Annotated in this window: 17 protein-coding genes and 1 pseudogene (1 of these 18 only partly in view); 9 read left to right on the top strand and 9 right to left on the bottom strand. The window is 63.0% G+C overall.

All coding sequences use genetic code 11. The annotated features are described in order from the left end of the window. Together KI241_RS03300 and KI241_RS03295 are read right to left on the bottom strand one after the other, a co-directional pair. A protein-coding gene (locus KI241_RS03300) for a CoA-acylating methylmalonate-semialdehyde dehydrogenase (protein WP_042732594.1) crosses the window boundary here: on the bottom strand, positions 1-962 show its 5' portion. 532 nt of this gene lie to the left of the window's left edge; 962 of the gene's 1,494 nt are visible here — the first part of the coding sequence; the start codon lies at positions 960-962; its stop codon lies beyond the left edge, outside the window. A gap of 72 nt (positions 963-1,034) precedes the next feature. Then, positions 1,035-2,384, bottom strand: a complete 1,350-nt coding sequence (locus KI241_RS03295; RefSeq protein ID WP_042732595.1) for an aspartate aminotransferase family protein — start codon at positions 2,382-2,384, stop codon at positions 1,035-1,037. A 122-nt stretch (positions 2,385-2,506) separates the two neighbouring features. Between KI241_RS03295 and KI241_RS03290 the strand changes: the two genes are divergently transcribed. From KI241_RS03290 to KI241_RS03280, 3 genes are all read left to right on the top strand, one after another. Beyond that, positions 2,507-3,427 carry a LysR family transcriptional regulator gene (locus KI241_RS03290; protein ID WP_042732596.1) on the top strand — a complete coding sequence of 307 codons (921 nt, stop codon included), beginning with the start codon at positions 2,507-2,509 and terminating at the stop codon, positions 3,425-3,427. 105 nt (positions 3,428-3,532) lie between these two features. Further along, positions 3,533-4,183: a TetR/AcrR family transcriptional regulator gene (locus KI241_RS03285; RefSeq protein WP_042732597.1), complete on the top strand. Its 651-nt coding sequence runs from the start codon at positions 3,533-3,535 to the stop codon at positions 4,181-4,183. A gap of 8 nt (positions 4,184-4,191) precedes the next feature. Further along, complete coding sequence (locus KI241_RS03280) at positions 4,192-4,773, top strand: YigZ family protein (RefSeq protein WP_047735991.1); 582 nt, start codon at positions 4,192-4,194, stop codon at positions 4,771-4,773. 282 nt (positions 4,774-5,055) lie between these two features. Here the strand turns inward: KI241_RS03280 and KI241_RS03275 are convergent, their stop codons facing one another. Further along, a complete protein-coding gene (locus tag KI241_RS03275; protein WP_047735992.1) occupies positions 5,056-5,502 on the bottom strand; it encodes a hypothetical protein in 447 nt (148 codons plus the stop codon). An 80-nt stretch (positions 5,503-5,582) separates the two neighbouring features. Between KI241_RS03275 and KI241_RS03270 the strand changes: the two genes are divergently transcribed. The 3 genes from KI241_RS03270 (at position 5,583) to KI241_RS03260 (ending at position 8,176) form a co-directional block, all read left to right on the top strand. Beyond that, on the top strand, positions 5,583-5,933 hold the full coding sequence (locus KI241_RS03270) for a MerR family transcriptional regulator (RefSeq protein WP_042732592.1): 351 nt from the start codon (positions 5,583-5,585) through the stop codon (positions 5,931-5,933). Between the two features lie 24 nt (positions 5,934-5,957). Further along, positions 5,958-6,644: an SDR family oxidoreductase gene (locus KI241_RS03265; RefSeq protein WP_042732590.1), complete on the top strand. Its 687-nt coding sequence runs from the start codon at positions 5,958-5,960 to the stop codon at positions 6,642-6,644. Positions 6,645-6,817: 173 nt separating this feature from the next. Next, entirely contained in the window at positions 6,818-8,176 is a 1,359-nt protein-coding gene (locus tag KI241_RS03260; protein WP_212803360.1) for an 8-oxoguanine deaminase, read from the top strand. A gap of 122 nt (positions 8,177-8,298) precedes the next feature. Here the strand turns inward: KI241_RS03260 and KI241_RS03255 are convergent. Next, positions 8,299-9,389: pseudogene (locus KI241_RS03255) on the bottom strand (calcium:proton antiporter). Positions 9,390-9,569: 180 nt separating this feature from the next. Here KI241_RS03255 and KI241_RS03250 point away from each other — a divergent pair. Continuing rightward, positions 9,570-10,523: an adenosine deaminase gene (locus KI241_RS03250; protein WP_123579479.1), complete on the top strand. Its 954-nt coding sequence runs from the start codon at positions 9,570-9,572 to the stop codon at positions 10,521-10,523. Positions 10,524-10,642: 119 nt separating this feature from the next. On the opposite strand, the gene KI241_RS03245 is transcribed toward KI241_RS03250, so the two are convergent. The 3 genes from KI241_RS03245 to KI241_RS03235 form a co-directional block, all read right to left on the bottom strand. Continuing rightward, on the bottom strand, positions 10,643-12,022 hold the full coding sequence (locus KI241_RS03245; protein ID WP_123579478.1) for an MFS transporter: 1,380 nt from the start codon (positions 12,020-12,022) through the stop codon (positions 10,643-10,645). A gap of 110 nt (positions 12,023-12,132) precedes the next feature. Next, positions 12,133-12,867 carry a helix-turn-helix transcriptional regulator gene (locus KI241_RS03240; RefSeq protein ID WP_042730135.1) on the bottom strand — a complete coding sequence of 245 codons (735 nt, stop codon included), beginning with the start codon at positions 12,865-12,867 and terminating at the stop codon, positions 12,133-12,135. Positions 12,868-13,059: 192 nt separating this feature from the next. After that, positions 13,060-13,989 (bottom strand): LysR family transcriptional regulator, encoded by a 930-nt coding sequence (locus tag KI241_RS03235; RefSeq protein WP_042730136.1) that lies wholly within the window; start codon positions 13,987-13,989, stop codon positions 13,060-13,062. A 112-nt stretch (positions 13,990-14,101) separates the two neighbouring features. Between KI241_RS03235 and KI241_RS03230 the strand changes: the two genes are divergently transcribed. Next, a complete protein-coding gene (locus KI241_RS03230; RefSeq protein ID WP_042730137.1) occupies positions 14,102-15,115 on the top strand; it encodes a zinc-binding alcohol dehydrogenase family protein in 1,014 nt (337 codons plus the stop codon). A gap of 156 nt (positions 15,116-15,271) precedes the next feature. Beyond that, entirely contained in the window at positions 15,272-15,442 is a 171-nt protein-coding gene (locus KI241_RS03225) for a hypothetical protein (protein WP_172679735.1), read from the top strand. Position 15,443: 1 nt separating this feature from the next. Here the strand turns inward: KI241_RS03225 and KI241_RS03220 are convergent, their stop codons facing one another. Both KI241_RS03220 and KI241_RS03215 read right to left on the bottom strand, forming a co-directional pair. Then, positions 15,444-16,646 carry a multidrug effflux MFS transporter gene (locus tag KI241_RS03220; RefSeq protein ID WP_212803359.1) on the bottom strand — a complete coding sequence of 401 codons (1,203 nt, stop codon included), beginning with the start codon at positions 16,644-16,646 and terminating at the stop codon, positions 15,444-15,446. 95 nt (positions 16,647-16,741) lie between these two features. After that, positions 16,742-16,939, bottom strand: a complete 198-nt coding sequence (locus KI241_RS03215) for a cation transporter (protein ID WP_042730139.1) — start codon at positions 16,937-16,939, stop codon at positions 16,742-16,744. Between the last annotated feature and the right edge of the window lie 10 nt (positions 16,940-16,949).

Genomic DNA, 16,949 nt, shown 5'->3' with positions numbered 1-16,949 from the left:
CCCATGTCCAGTCCGCAAGAAGTCCCCGCACCGATTTTCAACGCCTTGATCTGCGGCACCAGCTTGGACACCAGTGCGTCGGCCACCTGGTCGCCGACACAGACCGCCACCGAAATCGCCATGCAACGCTCGCCGCACGAACCGTATGCCGCGCCCATCAGTGCGCTGACCGCATTGTCCAGATCGGCATCCGGCATCAGGACCGCATGGTTCTTCGCCCCGCCCAGCGCCTGGACGCGTTTGCCGCGTCGGGTGCCTTCGGCATAGATGTATTCGGCAATCGGCGTCGAGCCGACAAAACTCAAGGCCTTCACTTCCGGCGCTTCGATCAACGCATCCACCGCCGCCTTGTCGCCATGCACCACGCTCAATACGCCCTTGGGCAACCCCGCCTCCAACAATAACTGGGCAATCAGCAAGGTCGAGCTCGGGTCGCGCTCGGACGGCTTGAGAATGAAACAGTTACCGCAAACGATCGCCAACGGGTACATCCACAGCGGCACCATCGCCGGGAAGTTGAACGGCGTGATGCCCGCAACGACACCCAAGGGTTGAAAGTCTGACCAGGCGTCGATATTCGGTCCTACGTTACGGCTGTATTCGCCCTTCAGGATTTCCGGCGCGGCGCAGGCGAACTCGACGTTTTCGATGCCACGCTTGAGCTCACCAGCCGCGTCTTCCAGGGTCTTGCCGTGTTCTTCGCTGATCAACTGGGCAATGCGCGATTCGTTCTGCTCCAGCAATTGCTTGAAACGAAACATCACCTGCGCGCGCTTGGCCGGCGGCGTGCTGCGCCAGGCCGGGAAAGCCGCCTTGGCCGCGTCGATGGCCTGTTGAATGGTCGCGCGATCAGCCAAGGGCACCTTATGGATCGCCTGGCCGGTGGACGGGTTGAACACGTCGGCCGTGCGAGCGCTGTCACTCAGCAGTTCGCCATTGATCAAATGCGGGATGAGGCTCATGGGGACTCCAGAATTTATCCACAGGCGCCCGTCACCGGACGCCCGTTGTTGAAAGCGATTAGAAAAGGGGGGTCAGTCGAGCTTGTTCAGCACTTCACCGACCGCATCGAACAAACGGTCCAGGTCCTGCGGCTTGCTGTTGAACGTCGGCCCGAACTGCAAGGTGTCGCCACCAAACCGCACATAGAAACCGGCCTTCCACAACGCCATGCCGGCCTCGAACGGACGCACGATCGCATCGCCGTCCCGCGCGGCGATCTGGATCGCCCCGGCCAGGCCATAGTTGCGAATGTCGATGACGTTCTTCGCCCCTTTCACCCCATGCAGTGCGTTCTCGAAATGCGGTGCGACCTCGGCCACGCTCTGCACCAGGTTTTCCTTCTGCAGCAGGTCCAGCGCCGCCAGGCCGGCCGCGCAGGCCACCGGATGCGCCGAGTAGGTGTAGCCGTGGGGGAATTCCACGGCGTACTCGGGCGTCGGCTGATTCATGAAGGTCTGGTAGATCTCGGAACTGGCAATCACCGCGCCCATGGGGATGGCGCCGTTGGTGACTTGCTTGGCGATGCACATAAGGTCCGGTGTCACGCCAAAGCTGTCGGCACCGAACATCGAACCGGTGCGGCCGAATCCGGTGATCACTTCGTCGAACACCAGCAGGATGCTGTGCTGGTCGCATATTTCCCGCAGGCGCTTGAGGTAACCCTCAGGCGGCACCAACACGCCAGCCGAACCCGCCATCGGCTCGACGAACACTGCCGCGATGTTGGAAGCGTCATGCAATTCGATCAGCTTCAGCAGCTCATCGGCCAGGGCGACACCACCCTCCTTGGGCATGCCACGGGAATAGGCGTTGCTGGCCAGCAGGGTGTGCGGCAGGTGGTCGACGTCGATCATTGCCTGGCCGAACAGCTTGCGGTTGCCGCTGACACCGCCAAGGCTGGTGCCGGCGATGTTCACGCCGTGATAGCCACGGGCACGGCCGATCATCTTGGTCTTGGTGGCTTGCCCCTTGAGGCGCCAGTAGGCGCGGACCATTTTCACCGCGGTGTCGGCGCACTCCGAACCGGAGTCGGTAAAGAACACATGGTTGAGGTTGCCGGGAGTCAGGCTGGTGATTTTTTCCGCCAACTGAAACGACAGCGGGTGACCGTACTGGAACCCCGGCGAGTAATCGAGGGTGCCCAACTGCTTGGCGACCGCGTCCTGGATTTCCTTGCGAGTGTGCCCGGCACCGCAGGTCCACAGGCCCGACAGCGAGTCGTAGACCTTGCGGCCCTTGTCGTCGACCAGCCAACTGCCCTCAGCCGCCACGATCAGGCGAGGGTCGCGCTGGAAGTTACGGTTGGCGGTGTAGGGCATCCAGTGAGCATCGAGCTTGAGCTGACTGGCCAGGGAACCGGCTGCGTGTTCGGGCATGTTCATCGACAAAACCTCTCAGGACAAAGGCGACAGGGATCAAAAGGCGTTCTTGCGGCTAAGTTGCCACGGCGATAAAGTCGGTGAAATGCAACTTTTCTAACCTTCAGTCAGCAGACTACTAAACTATGAGCGTCCGCCGCCCCGACCCACTGGCCCAGGTCAGCGACTTCGACATCCGCCTGTTGCGCATTTTTCGCAGCGTGGTGGAGTGCGGCGGTTTCTCCGCCGCCGAAACGGTGCTTGGCATTGGCCGCTCGGCCATCAGCCAACAGATGAGCGACCTGGAGCAGCGCCTGGGCCTGCGTCTGTGCCAGCGCGGGCGCGCGGGTTTTTCGCTGACGGAAGAAGGCCGCGAGGTGTATCAGTCGGCGTTGCAGCTATTAAGTGCGCTGGAAAGCTTCCGCACCGAGGTCAACGGCCTGCACCAGCACCTGCGTGGCGAACTGACCATCGGACTGACCGACAACCTCGTCACCCTGCCCCACATGCGTATCACCCATGCATTGGCCCAATTGAAAGAACGCGGGCCCGACGTGCAGATCCAGATTCGCATGATCGCCCCGAATGAAGTCGAGCAAGGCGTACTCGACGGTCGCCTGCACGTCGGCGTGGTTCCCCAGGCCAGCGCCCTGTCCGGGTTGGAATATCAGCCGCTCTACAGCGAACGGTCGCTGCTGTATTGCGCCGTGGGGCATCCGTTGTTCTATGTGGATGACAAGCAGCTCGACGACACTCGCCTCAACAGCCAGGACGCCATCGCGCCCACCTTCCGCCTGCCGGCCGACATCCAGGCTCACTACCAGGCGCTCAACTGCACGGCCAGTGCGTCGGATCGCGAAGGCATGGCGTTCCTGATCCTGACCGGACGCTACATCGGCTACCTGCCGGATCACTACGCCAACCTCTGGGTCCAGCAAGGTCGGTTGCGAGCCCTGAAAGCTAAAACCCGCTTCTATGACCTGAGCCTGGCGTCGGTCACGCGCAAGGGGCGGCGGCCTCATCTGGTGCTGGAGAGTTTTCTCGAAAGCCTGGCAGCGACGCGCTGAGCCTGGATCGCCAAACGGCTTTAAATGAGGGTGGCACTTGTCGGATCGCCGCCGGTGCGTTATCAACGCATTTGCTTGCCCCACAGACCCAGCCCGGAAACGTCCATGACCTTTGAAGTCCCCGCTCACGGTGGCAAGCCCACCAGTCGCATTCGTCAGAAGAACGAAGAGACCATTCTCAAGGCCGCCGAAGATGAATTCGCCCGCCACGGGTTCAAGGGCACCAGCATGAATGCCATTGCCTTGAAGGCCGGGCTGCCCAAGGCAAACCTGCATTATTACTTCACCAATAAACTTGGCCTGTACGTGGCGGTGCTGAGCAACATCATCGAATTGTGGGACAGCACCTTCAATCACCTCACCGCCGAAGATGATCCGGCCGAGGCCTTGACCCGCTACATTCGCGCCAAGATGGAGTTCTCCCGTCGCCAGCCCCAAGCCTCGCGCCTGTTTGCCATGGAGGTGATCAGCGGTGGCGAGTGTCTGACCGAGTACTTCAACCAGGATTATCGCGCCTGGTTCGGCGGCCGCGCTGCCGTGTTCCAGGCCTGGATCGACGCCGGCAAGATGGACCCCGTCGACCCGGTGCACCTCATTTTCCTGCTGTGGGGCAGTACCCAGCATTACGCCGACTTCGCCACCCAGATCTGCCGCGTGACCGGGCGCAGCAAATTGACCAAGCAGGACATGATCGAAGCTGGCGACAACCTGATCCGTATCATTCTCAAGGGCTGCGGCCTGACACCAGCCATTTAAGATTGCCCATGCCTTTTACCCTTGCCGGTTTTTGCGAATACCGCGAAGAAATTCGCAAGAGCCGCTTCATCACCTTCGCCGCCCCCATCACCTGCCCCGCCGATGCCCAGGCCTTTATCGAGCAGCACAGCGACTTGGACGCCACGCACAACTGCTGGGCCTGGAAGCTCGGCGATCAATACCGCAGCAACGACGACGGCGAACCGGGCGGTACGGCCGGGCGGCCGATATTGGCCGCCATCGAAGCGCAAGCTTGCGATCAGGTGGTGGTGCTGGTCATCCGCTGGTACGGCGGGATCCAACTGGGCACCGGCGGACTGGCGCGGGCGTACGGTGGTGGCGCCAACAAGTGTTTGCAAAACGCTGACAAGATCGAACTGATCAGCCGCGTGGCGCTGCGCTGCGCCTGCGGCTTTGCAGAATTGCCCTTGGTGAAGCTGCGGGTCGCCGAGTGCGGCGGGCTGGTGACCGAGGAGCAATTCACCGCCAACGGCGTGGCCCTGCAACTGGCCGTCGGCGAAGCGCAGATCCCGCTATTGCAAAAGCAATTGGCGGACCTGAGCCGTGGACGGATTCTGCTGGAGCGTTGAGCACGAAGGCGAATCCCCCGCCGCAAAAACTTGCCCACATCCACTGTGCATCCGACTGTGGATAACCTGAGCACATCCCTCTGTAACCCTTCTGTCACGCGGGTTTTAGAGGGTTGCTCAGTTTTTGTCCAACCCTTCATCCAGTTGATAAATCCGCCAGCAAAACAGTTGCTTGCGGTGGTTTATCACCTTTGGGAGAAAGCCGCGCGGCGCTTATGCCCGCGCGTCTCGCTTGCGCACAATTACTGTGGAGCAAGCTGTGGATAACCCGTTCATGGGTCTTCAGGTGCCAATAACGGCATGGCTCGCAGGGGCTTGATCATTTTTTAACCACTGGCCACGAATAGGCAAGACCTGCATCAGGCCCCATGCCAGTTCAAAGAACAGAAATACCCAGACGATGGCACTGGCCCCATGGAGCAGTGCATAAAGCATCCACGTTGCAAACAGCAACCGCCCCGCCGCGTCATACCGCCCATACGTCGGCTGCGGGTCGCGGATCCGCAACACCGACCACACACAGACAATCGAACCCAGCAGGTTCGCCATCAACAGGTGCGCGGGCGCAAACGCCGGCAACTCACCTGGCAGATCGAGTGCCTGGGCGAGGCTCGTCAGCGCGCCATGCAGGATGGCAAACGTCCAGGGCGTGGCGAAGGCGGCGGTCACGATCAGGTCGTACCAGGCGCCGCCGCGCACCACGCGGCGGTACTGCGTTGGGGTCCACATAACAATGCTCCAGATAATCAAGGAGCGAACAGGCTAAAGCTTGGGGTATGCTCCAGGGTCAAGCCCTTCTGGAGACCCTCATGCGCATCGGTGAACTCGCCCAGGCCTGCGCCGTCAGCCGCGATACGCTGCGCTTCTATGAGCAGCGCGGCCTGATCGCGGCGGGCCGCAGCGCCAATGGTTATCGCGATTATCCCGACGACATGGTGCAACTGGTGCTCTACATCAAGACGGCCCAGCGCCTGGGCTTTACTCTGGGCGAGATCGGCCATAGCGTCGCCGCCCTGTGGCGCGTACCGGATCCGGGCAACGCCATCACGCAATTGCTACAGGACAAACTGACCCTGATCGAAACCCGCATGACCGAACTCGACGCGTTGCGTCACGAGCTGAAACAACGGCTCGGGCAACGTTGTCCATTAAATCCGTGACCTTTTTTCTTCAAGGATGCCCTCATGAATTCGGCAAAAAACGCATTGATCATCGGTGCCTCCCGGGGCTTGGGCCTCGGCCTGGTGAAGGTGTTGCTGGACGATGGCTGGAACGTGACCGCCACCGTGCGCAACCCGCAGAACGCCGGGGCGTTGAAGGCGTTGGGTCCGGTTCGGATCGAAAAACTCGACATGGACGACCAGCAAGCGGTCATCGCCCTGAGCCAGCAGCTCAAGGGTGAAACCTTCGACCTGCTGTTCGTCAATGCCGGCGTCAAGGGCCCGGACAACCAGAGCCCCGGCGGCGCGACGCTGGCTGAAGTCGGCCAGTTGTTCTTCACCAACGCGGTGGCACCGATCAACCTGGCGCAGCGCTTCGTCGGCCAGATCCGCGATGGCAGCGGCGTGCTGGCGTTCATGAGTTCGGTGCTGGGCAGCGTGACCATGCCCGACGCCCCGGAACTGGCGCTTTACAAGGCCAGCAAGGCGGCTCTCAACTCCATGACCAACAGCTTTGTCAGCCAACTGGGCGACCAGACGTTGACCGTACTGTCGCTGCACCCTGGCTGGGTGAAGACCGACATGGGCGGTGAAGGGGCAGACATCGATGTCCAGACCAGCACCCGCGGCTTGATCGACCAGGTCAACGCCTTCGCCGGCAAGGGCGGGCATCACTTCGTCAACTACAAGGGCGAGACGATTCCCTGGTAAACCTTGTGGGAGCGAGCTTGCTCGCTCCCACAAGGGGCCGGGGTAAGGCACTGGTCACGGACGACTGAACCTGAGTAAACTCCCCACTTCGCCCCCGACGGCGACCCTGGATCAGCAGACAGGGCATCACTGAGCTGGCTAACCTGAACCCACTTTCAGAGGAGCCGGCCACCATGCCTGCGACCCGTACCTGGTTAAAAAAACCCCTCGCCATTTTCACGGCCAACGACCTCGATGCCCGTGGCGGCCTCGTCCTGCAGGACGGTGTGATCGTCGAACGGCTGGGCCTCGGCCAGCAGCCCGCCCAACCCTGTGACACGGTCTTCGACGCTCGCGAGCACGTGATCCTGCCCGGCCTGATCAACACCCATCACCACTTCTATCAGACGCTGACACGGGCCTGGGCGCCGGTGGTGAACCAGCCGTTGTTTCCATGGTTGAAGACCCTCTACCCGGTGTGGGCGAGGCTGACCCCGGAAAAACTCGCCCTGGCAAGCAAAGTGGCGCTGGCCGAGCTGCTGCTGTCAGGCTGCACCACCGCCGCCGACCATCACTACCTGTTTCCCGACGGCCTGGAAAACGCCATCGACGTGCAAGTGCAGAGCGTGCGCGAACTGGGCATGCGCGCCATGCTCACGCGCGGTTCCATGAGCCTGGGCGAAGCCGACGGTGGCCTGCCGCCGCAACAGACCGTGCAGCAGGGCGAGGTCATTCTCCAAGACAGCCAGCGCCTGATCGATCGCTACCACGAACGCAACGACGGCGCGCAGATCCAGATTGCCCTGGCGCCCTGCTCGCCGTTCTCGGTCACACCCGACATCATGCGCGCCAGCGCCGAGATGGCGGAAAAGCTCGACGTGCGCCTGCACACGCACCTGGCCGAAACCCTCGACGAAGAAGCGTTCTGCCTGCAACGTTTCGGCCTGCGCACGGTGGATTACCTGGACAGTGTCGGCTGGCTCGGCCCGCGCACCTGGCTGGCCCACGGCATTCATTTCAACCCGGATGAGGTCGCCCGTCTCGGCGCCGCCGGCACCGGCATCTGCCATTGCCCAAGCTCCAACATGCGCCTGGCGTCGGGCATCTGTCCCACCCTGGAACTGACCGCCGCCGGCGCTCCGCTGGGCCTGGGGGTCGACGGTTCGGCCTCCAACGATGCCTCGAACATGCTGCTCGAAGCCCGCCAGGCGCTGTACATCCAGCGCCTGCGCTACGGCGCGCCGGCGATCACACCTGAGCGCGTCCTCGGCTGGGCCACCCGTGGCTCGGCGCAATTGCTCGGACGCAGCGACATCGGTGAGCTGGCCGTCGGCAAGCAGGCCGACCTGGCGCTGTTCAAGCTCGATGAGTTGCGTTTCTCCGGCAGCCACGACCCGATCTCGGCCCTGCTGCTGTGCGGTGCCGACCGGGCCGATCGAGTGATGATCGCCGGCCGTTGGCGGGTCATCGATGGCCAAGTCGAGGGGCTGGACCTGAAGGGGTTGATCGCCGATCACAGCCAGGCGGCGCGGGAGCTGATTGCGGGAAGCTGACCCGACGCCCCTCCCATGTGGGAGCGGGCTTGCTCGCGATAGCGGTCGGTCAGTCGACATCGATGCTGGCGGCACCGACGCTTTCGCGAGCAAGCCCGCCCATCTCTGGCGCCGCGCACGATTTACAGACCGAGCAACGACAACATCACAAACGTCGCGAACAGCACGAAGTGGGTCATGCCTTCGATGGCATTGGTTTCGCCATCGTTGAGGTTGATCGCGCTGACGATCAGGGTGATGAAGATCATCACCGTCTGCACCGGAGTCATTGCCATCTGGAAGGGCTGGCCGGTGTAGAGGGCCATGGCCTCCATCACCGGCACCGTGAGAATCACCGTGGACAGCGAAGCCCCCAGGGCGATGTTCACCACCGACTGCATGCGATTGGCGAGCGCCGCGCGCAGGGCAGTGAGAATTTCCGGTGCGGCGGAGATGGCGGCCACCAGGATGGCCGTGACCACCGGCGGCGCTCCGGTCCCTTCCAACCCCAGGTCGATGGCCTTGGACATGACTTCCGCCAGCGCGCCGATCACCACCACACCAAACACCAGCGCCGCGATGGAGAACGCCAGGCTGACGGGTTTCGGTTCATCTTCCACCGGCTCTTTCCGGCGGCGTTTTTCCGGGTAGCTGTAGCTGAAGAAGTAACTGTGGGGGCCGACCTGCATGCGCAGGAACAAGGTGTACAACACCAGCATCGCGCCAATGGTAAAGGCCGAATAAGTCTTCCAGCTTTCCCGGGGATGAACTCCGGCACCACCATCGACACGCCCATGGCGGTGAGGATCATCACGCTGTAGGTGCGCGCCGAGTCGTCGTTGTAGACCTGCTCGCCATGCTTGATCCCGCCCATCAGTGCCGCGAGCCCGAGGATACCGTTGATGTCGAGCATCACCGCCGAGTAGATCGTGTCCCGCACCAGCGTCGGCGAAGCCTGGTTGCTCATCATGATCGCCAGGATCACCACTTCCACCAGCACCGCCGATAACGTCAGGATCATCGTGCCGTAGGGGTCACCGACCTTTTCCGCCAACAGCTCGGCGTGATGGGCCACGCGCATGGACGCGGCGACGATGAAGCCAATCAGCGCCAACGCGCCGATCAATGCCACCATCTGTCCGCTGCCCAACAGCCAGTGCTCCAGCGGATAAGCCACGAACGCGGCAAGCAACGCCAGCAGCAGGAGTTTTTCTTGCTTGATCAACGTGAGCATCGCTGGCCTTTCATCGTGCACGGGGTCATGAGCTACTAGACTGTCGGGGGCGATGAACGTTTCCTTGGGGTGTGACGGCGGCGAATATTGCCGCACAGTGGATCACCCGGTCAGGTTTTAGCCGACATTGCGCCCGGCCCCTGTAGAATGCCGCCATTGATTCGCTGATGAGAAAAAACCATGTACGACTGGCTCAATGCCTTGCCCAAGGCTGAACTGCACCTGCACCTGGAAGGCTCGCTGGAGCCCGAGCTGCTGTTCGCCCTGGCCGAACGCAACAAGATCGCCCTGCCCTGGAGCGACGTGGACGCCCTGCGCAAGGCCTATGCCTTCAACAATCTGCAGGAGTTTCTCGACCTGTATTACCAGGGCGCCGATGTGCTGCGCACGTCCCAGGACTTCTACGACCTGACGTGGGCCTACCTGCTGCGTTGCAAGGCGCAGAACGTGATCCACACCGAACCGTTCTTCGATCCGCAGACCCACACCGACCGCGGCGTCCCGTTCGAAGTGGTACTCAACGGCATCGCCGCCGCCCTCAAGGACGGTGAGCAGCAACTGGGGATAACCAGCGGCCTGATCCTGAGCTTCCTGCGCCACCTCAGTGAAGAACAAGCGCAAAAAACCCTCGACCAGGCGCTGCCGTTTCGCGACGCCTTCGTCGCCGTGGGCCTGGACAGTTCGGAAATGGGCCATCCGCCGAGCAAGTTCCAGCAGGTCTTCGACCGGGCTCGCCACGAAGGCTTCCTGACCGTCGCCCATGCCGGTGAAGAAGGCCCACCCGAGTACATCTGGGAAGCCCTGGACCTGTTGAAGATCCAGCGCATCGACCATGGTGTGCGGGCCATCGAGGATGAGCGGCTGATGCAACGGATCATCGACGAGCAGATCCCGCTGACGGTATGCCCATTGTCCAACACCAAGTTGTGCGTGTTCGACGACATGTCGCAGCACAACATCCTCGACATGCTCGAGCGTGGTGTGAAGGTGACGGTGAACTCCGACGACCCGGCGTACTTCGGTGGCTACGTCACCGAGAACTTCCACGCGCTGCACACCCACCTGGGCATGACCCAGGACCAGGCCACTCGCCTGGCGCAGAACAGCCTGGACGCGCGGTTGATCAAACCTTAAGCCTGACGCCTCGCCTCCTGTGGGAGCGGGCTTGCTCGCGAATGCGCGGTGTCAGCAAACACATATGTCGCTGACATACCGCATTCGCGGGCAAGCCCGCTCCCACAGGAGGACGGTATTTAGCCTGCTGAACCCTCGCTCAACTCCTCCAATGTCTTGCCTCGGGTTTCCATTCCGAACAGCCAGACCACTGCGGCCGCCACGGCGAAACACAAGGCGCCCAGGGCGAAGACGCCGCCCTGGCCGGTGATGGGGAATACCAGGCCGGTCACCAACGGCCCCAGCAACGAACCGATACGACCGATCGCCGAGGCAAAGCCCGAGCCCGTGGCCCGTGCCGAGGTGGGGTATAGCTCCGGGGTGTAGGTGTAGAGCACCGCCCACATGCCGAACAGGAAAAACTGCATCAGCAGCCCCGTCCCGATCAGCAGCCCGACGTTGCCGCCAAACACCGCGCTCTGGCCATAGAGAAACGCCATCGCCCCGCCGCCCAGCAATGTGATAACGCACACGGGCTTGCGTCCCCAACGCTCCACCAGCCATGCCGCGACGAGAAAACCGGGAATCCCGCCCAGGGAAATCAGCACGGTGTAATACACCGACTGGGTCACTGCGAATCCCGACTGCTGCAACAGCGCGCTGAGCCAGGACGTCAGGCCATAGAAACCAAGCAGGGCAAAGAACCAGACGCTCCAGATCATCATCGTGCGTTGGCGATACTGCGGCGACCAGATCTGTGCCAGGGCCGAGAAAAAACCGCCCGGCACGCTCACCTGCCTGGGCAGTCGGATGGGCGCCGGCAGGTCCGCGCGCCCCAGCGAGGCCCGGACCTTGTCTTCGATCCGCCGCAGGACTGCGTCCGCTTCAGCACCCCGACCGGCCTGCTCCAGCCAGCGCGGAGATTCGGGTATGAAGAAGCGGATCGCCAGGACAAACACCGCCGGTATCGCCAGCACCAGGAAGATGTCGCGCCAGCCGATCACCGGCAACAGGAAGTACGACAGCACACCCGCCGCCACGAAGCCCAGCGGCCAGAAACCATCCATCAAGGCGATGTAGCGCCCCCGGCGCTGGGCCGGGATCAGCTCGGAAAGCATCGACTGGGCAATCGGAAACTCCATGCCCATGCCAATGCCCAACAGCACGCGAAACAGCGTCAGCGTCTCGATGTCCTGGGCCGTGGAGCACAGGTAACTGGCGACACCCCACAACACGATGCTCCACTGGAACACCGGCTTGCGCCCGAACCGGTCGGCCAGCATCCCCGACAACGACGCCCCCAGCACCATGCCGAAGAAACTCGAACTGGCGAGCAGGCCGGCCTGGGCCGTGCTCAGGCCGAACTCGGTTTTGATCGAGCCGAGCAGGAACGTCATCATCGCCAGGTCCATGGAGTCGAAGAAAAACGCCAGGGCAATGATGATGAAGATCACCCGGTGATAACCACTGATGGGTAACCGCTCCAGGCGTTCCGCCGCGCTGTAACCTTGAATGTCCATGCTGCCTCCCCAATCCGATGATTCCCCGGACCGAGTGTGCGCGAACCCTGCGCGAAGCGACGGCTGGATGCGACCTGCCAGCAGCCCTGAGCGACTTGCCGGCGGCGCTCCTAGAGCGCCATTTCCAGGCTTTCCTGCCTGGCGAACCGGTGGATCTCCTGCTGGCCGAGCGCAGTCACGTGCAACGCGCGCGAATCGTTGGGCAGGCTCAGCCAGCCCGATTGCATGAACAGTTGCAGCAAGGCCGCCCCCAATGCGCCCCCCAGGTGCGGGCGACGCTCGCTCCAATCGGGGCAGGCGCAGGCGATGTGGGCGTTACGATGGGCCAGCGCCTGGATGAACAGGCCGCGGCCGGCCAGTTGATTGGCGCCCTTGAGGGTGACCGTCACCCGCTGGTCGCACTGCTCGACCCAACCATCGTCCAGCAGGCGCTGATAGAGGTCGGCCGCCAGGGTGCCGCCCAGGTGATCGTCACACAGCCGGGCGCGCATCAGCGAGACGGGCGCCGACGGCGCCTGGGTCAGCTTGACGCCACGCTTGAAGACCTCCGGGATCTGCCGTGGCGTACTGACCAGGGTCGCGCTGGCCAGGGCTTCGACGGCCGCACCGATCTCGGGCGCAGCCAGGCGAAAGAATCGTTTGCGACCGCGAACCTCGACGTTCAGCAGGCCACCGGCGCACAGGCGCCCCAGATGAGCACTGGCCGAGGACGGCGACAGTCCGGCGAGCAAGGCCAATTCTTCGGCCTGCCGGGCCGTGCCGTCCATCAAGGCCCACATCATTGCGCTGCGCTTGGGGTCGGCCAGCAGCGTGGCGATGTGGCTGATGCAAGGTGCATGTTCCATGTATTCACTCCCTGTTGAATCATTCGTCTACTGCTCTGGCGCCTATCGACCAGCAATGGGACCGCTGCAAGCGGCGCGATACGGCGCCGGCTCGGGCGGCCGCTAGTATAAGCGTGGCGATCGAGGTTTCCTGCCCTCCGGAAACCTTTGGAGGCGATTGAGCATGCGGGAAATGTCTCTATTTGCCCGCGACTATTGGTTCGCCCCTGACGCGTGTGGGAATTGTGCCGTCACCCGGCCGCAGCGGGCCTGGAGCATCTCTCGCAAAAGGTTGATGGGTTTGCTCAACTGCGCCCGGTGGGCACACAGCAGATTGAGCGGGGCCCGTTCGCATTGCAGGTGCGGCAGAAGGATTTTCAGGCGCCCGGACAGCACGTCGGTGGAAACATCCAGCCACGACTTATAGGCGATCCCGGCACCCGCCACGGCCCAGCGCCGCACCACATCGGCGTCATCGCTGAAGCGGTCGCCGCTGACCGTGAGGCTCACGTCCCGCTTGCCGTCATGAAAGCACCAGTGGTCATGGACGCGGGTGCCAAGCATGTACAGCAGGCAGTTGTGCTGGGCCAGTTGCTCCAGGTGCTGGGGTTCCCCCGCGCGCGCCAGGTAGTCTGGGGAAGCGCAGAGCACCCGACGGTTTTCCGGTGCGACGGGCAGCGCCACCAGGCTCGAATCCTCCGGCTCGCCATAGCGCAGCGCGATGTCCACCGGTTGCTTGAACAGGTCGGCAATGCGATCGCCCAACAACAGCCGCACTGTCAGCCCCGGGTGCTCACGCTGGAAGGCATCCAGCCACGGCAGCAGCAGGTTGCGGCCCAGGTCCGAGGGCGCGGACAACTGCAACACTCCGCTGACCTGATCCTGGCCGCTGGTCAACAGCCGTCGTCCTTCGTCGAGGCTGCTCAAGGCCGCGCGGGCGTATTCGAGAAAACCTTCCCCTTCGGCAGTCAGGCGCAGGCTGCGGGTGGAACGGGCCAGCAACCGCGCGCCCAGGTGCTGCTCGATTCGCTTCAACGCGGCGCTGGCCACGGCCGCCGACAGGTCCATGACCCGGGCCGCCGCAGAAAGGCTGCCCAAGTCCGCTGCACGGACAAACAGCTGCAAGTCATCGAATCGAAGCATGACGGCTCCATTATCAAAAAATCATTGAAAGAGCCTGTTCTTTTAGCCGGTTTTATCTCGCCGATAAATAGCTAACCATGGCTGCATTGTCACTGACCTCACGGAGCCGCTCATGAAAGCCATTGCCTACTACCATTCGTTGCCCATCACCGACCCTCAATCGCTGCAGGACATCGAGCTGCCGGCCCCCGTCGCCGGGCCCCGGGACCTGTTGGTGGAAGTGAAGGCCATCTCGGTCAACCCGGTGGACACCAAGGTTCGCCAGAACGTCCAGCCCGAAGGCGGCGAGGCCAAGGTGCTGGGCTGGGATGTGGCCGGCGTGGTCACGGCCGTGGGCAGCGAGGTCACGTTGTTCAAGGTGGGCGACAAGGTCTTCTACGCCGGCTCGATCGCCCGGGCCGGCGGCAACAGCGAGTTGCACGCAGTGGATGAGCGCATCGTCGGCCACATGCCCAAGACCCTCGGTTTCGCCGAAGCGGCCGCCTTGCCCCTGACCGCCATTACCGCCTGGGAGTTGCTGTTCGAACGACTGCACATCCCCCAAGGCCAGGACGATCAGGGCCAGAGCCTGCTGATCGTTGGCGCGGCGGGTGGCGTGGGTTCGATCCTGACCCAACTGGCCCATCAACTCACCGGGCTGAAGGTCATCGGCACCGCGTCCCGCCCACAGACTCAAGCGTGGGTACGGGACCTGGGCGCCGACCTGGTGATCGACCACAGCCAGCCGCTGAGCGAGGAATTGAAGAAGGCCGGCCACGGACCAGTGACCCACGTCGCCAGCCTGACCCAGACCGACCAGCACCTGGACCAGTTGGTCGACGCACTGGCGCCCCAGGGCAAACTGGCGCTGATCGATGATCCCAAGGCACTGGACGTGACCAAGCTCAAGCGCAAGAGCCTGTCACTGCATTGGGAGTTCATGTACACCCGCTCGCTGTTCGAGACGCCCGACATGATCGAACAACACTCGCTGCTCAACCGGGTCGCCGAGCTGATCGATGCCGGCACGCTGAAGACCACCGTCGGCGAGCATTTCGGCACCATCAACGCCGAGAACCTGCGGCGCGCCCATGGGTTGCTGGAGAGCGGCAAGTCCAAGGGCAAGATCGTACTCGAAGGGTTCTGACCGCGCGGGCCTAGGGTGGCGAGGGAGCGAATGCCCTCGCCACCCTCCCTTCATCGTGCCGTCAGTCCGAGACTTGACCGTTGTCACATTTGCGATCGCATTCCGGTCTACACTCGAGGCCTTTGCAACGCAATCTTTTACGTGAGGAGGTCAGCAATGAAGATCCTGATAAAAGAAGTGGCAAAATCCCAATGGCAGGTGCGCCTCGACCAGCACGTCGTGACGTTCCGCACCGAGGCCGAAGCCCAGGCCTTCGCCAATACCCTGCAAGCGCGAATCCACGCGCCGCATCATTTCCCCGAACAGCAGCAACGCGCGGCCGGCTGAATCAGACCTTGCCGGCGGCCTGGGCCAGTGCCCGGGCATTTTGCAGGCGCCGGGTCAGCATGGCTGCGCTGACCACCAACAGCCCGCAAAGGCTGATCACCAATGCCATGGGCACGGCGGTGCCGTCATGCAGCGCCGCCACCAGCGCGGCAGACCCGGCTGCCACGGAAAACTGCAGGCAGCCTAACAGAGCCGAAGCGCTGCCGGCCCGGGCGCCCTGCCCGGTCATGGCGCAAGCCGAGGCATTGGGTAGGATGCACCCCAGGCTGGCGATGCAGATGAACAGCGGGATCAGCAGGGGCCACAACTGCTCGGGCTGCGACGCGCTCACCGCCAGCAGGCTCAACCCCGCCAACAGGTAAACCCATACGGCGCGGGCCAGCAGGAACGCCGGGCCGCGCTTGGCCAACAACCGGGCGTTGACCTGGGCGACCAGGATGAAGCCGGCCGCATTGGTGCCGAACAGCCAGCCGAAGTGTTCGGCAGGCACCCCATACAACTTGATGAAAACGAACGGCGAGCCGGCGATGTAGGCAAACATCCCGGCGATGGCGATCCCACCCGTCAAGGCATGACCCAAGTAGATCGGGTCGGTCAGCAGCCGCATGTATTGGCGCAGCGCCCCTGACAGCGGTTGTCGAGGCACATGGTCCGGCAGGCTTTCCGGCAACCACAAGGCCACGGCCGTCGCCGCCAGCGCGCTGAACAGAGTCAGGGCGATGAAGATCGATTGCCAGCCATGCAGGTTCACCAGCAAGCCGCCGAGCATCGGCGCCAGGATCGGCGCCAGGCCCATCACCAGCATCAGTTGCGAGAACACCTTGGCCGAGCCCACCGCGTCGCATTTGTCGCTCACCACCGCCCGGGAAATCACCATGCCGGCGCAACCGCCCAGGGCCTGGACGAAACGGGCAGCGATCAGCCATTCGAGGTTCGGCGCATAGGCACACGCCAGGGACGCCAGGGTGAACAAGCCGACGCCGGCCAGCAGGGGAATGCGTCGCCCGAAGCGATCCGCCACCGGGCCATAGCCCAGTTGCCCGATGGACAACCCAAGGAAATAGGCGGCCAAGGTCAGTTGAATGTGTTTTTCGTCCGTACCGAAGGCGGTCGCCATGGCCGGGAAGGCGGGCAGGTAAAAGTCGATCGCCAAGGGACCGAAAGCGCTCAAGGCGCCAAGAATCAGAATGATGCGAAGGTTCATCGGGCGTCCAGGTCAGGCGTCAGTCGGCAGCCCGACAGTTTAGCCCTGCCGGGCGCGCTTGAACATTCCGATAGGTCGCTAACGATTAAAAAACTTCAGGCGGCACTGACCTCGTACCCCTCCTCCTTGATGGCCTCGACCACTGCGGCGGCTGGCAGCGAACTCTGGACCTGGACCGTCTTCGCGCTCAGGTCGACCTGCACGTCGGCGGCCGGATCGCGGGCCTGCACAGCCTGGGTGATGGCTTTGACACAGTGGCCGCAGGACATGCCCTGGACATTGAATACTTGCATGGGATGACTC

This window comes from Pseudomonas sp. Cab53 (assembly GCF_018325965.1).
In the GTDB taxonomy this organism is placed as follows: Bacteria; Pseudomonadota; Gammaproteobacteria; order Pseudomonadales; family Pseudomonadaceae; genus Aquipseudomonas; species Aquipseudomonas chlororaphis_E.
The sequence above is the reverse complement of the archived record's forward strand: the minus strand, read 5'-3'. Positions and strand labels throughout refer to the sequence as shown.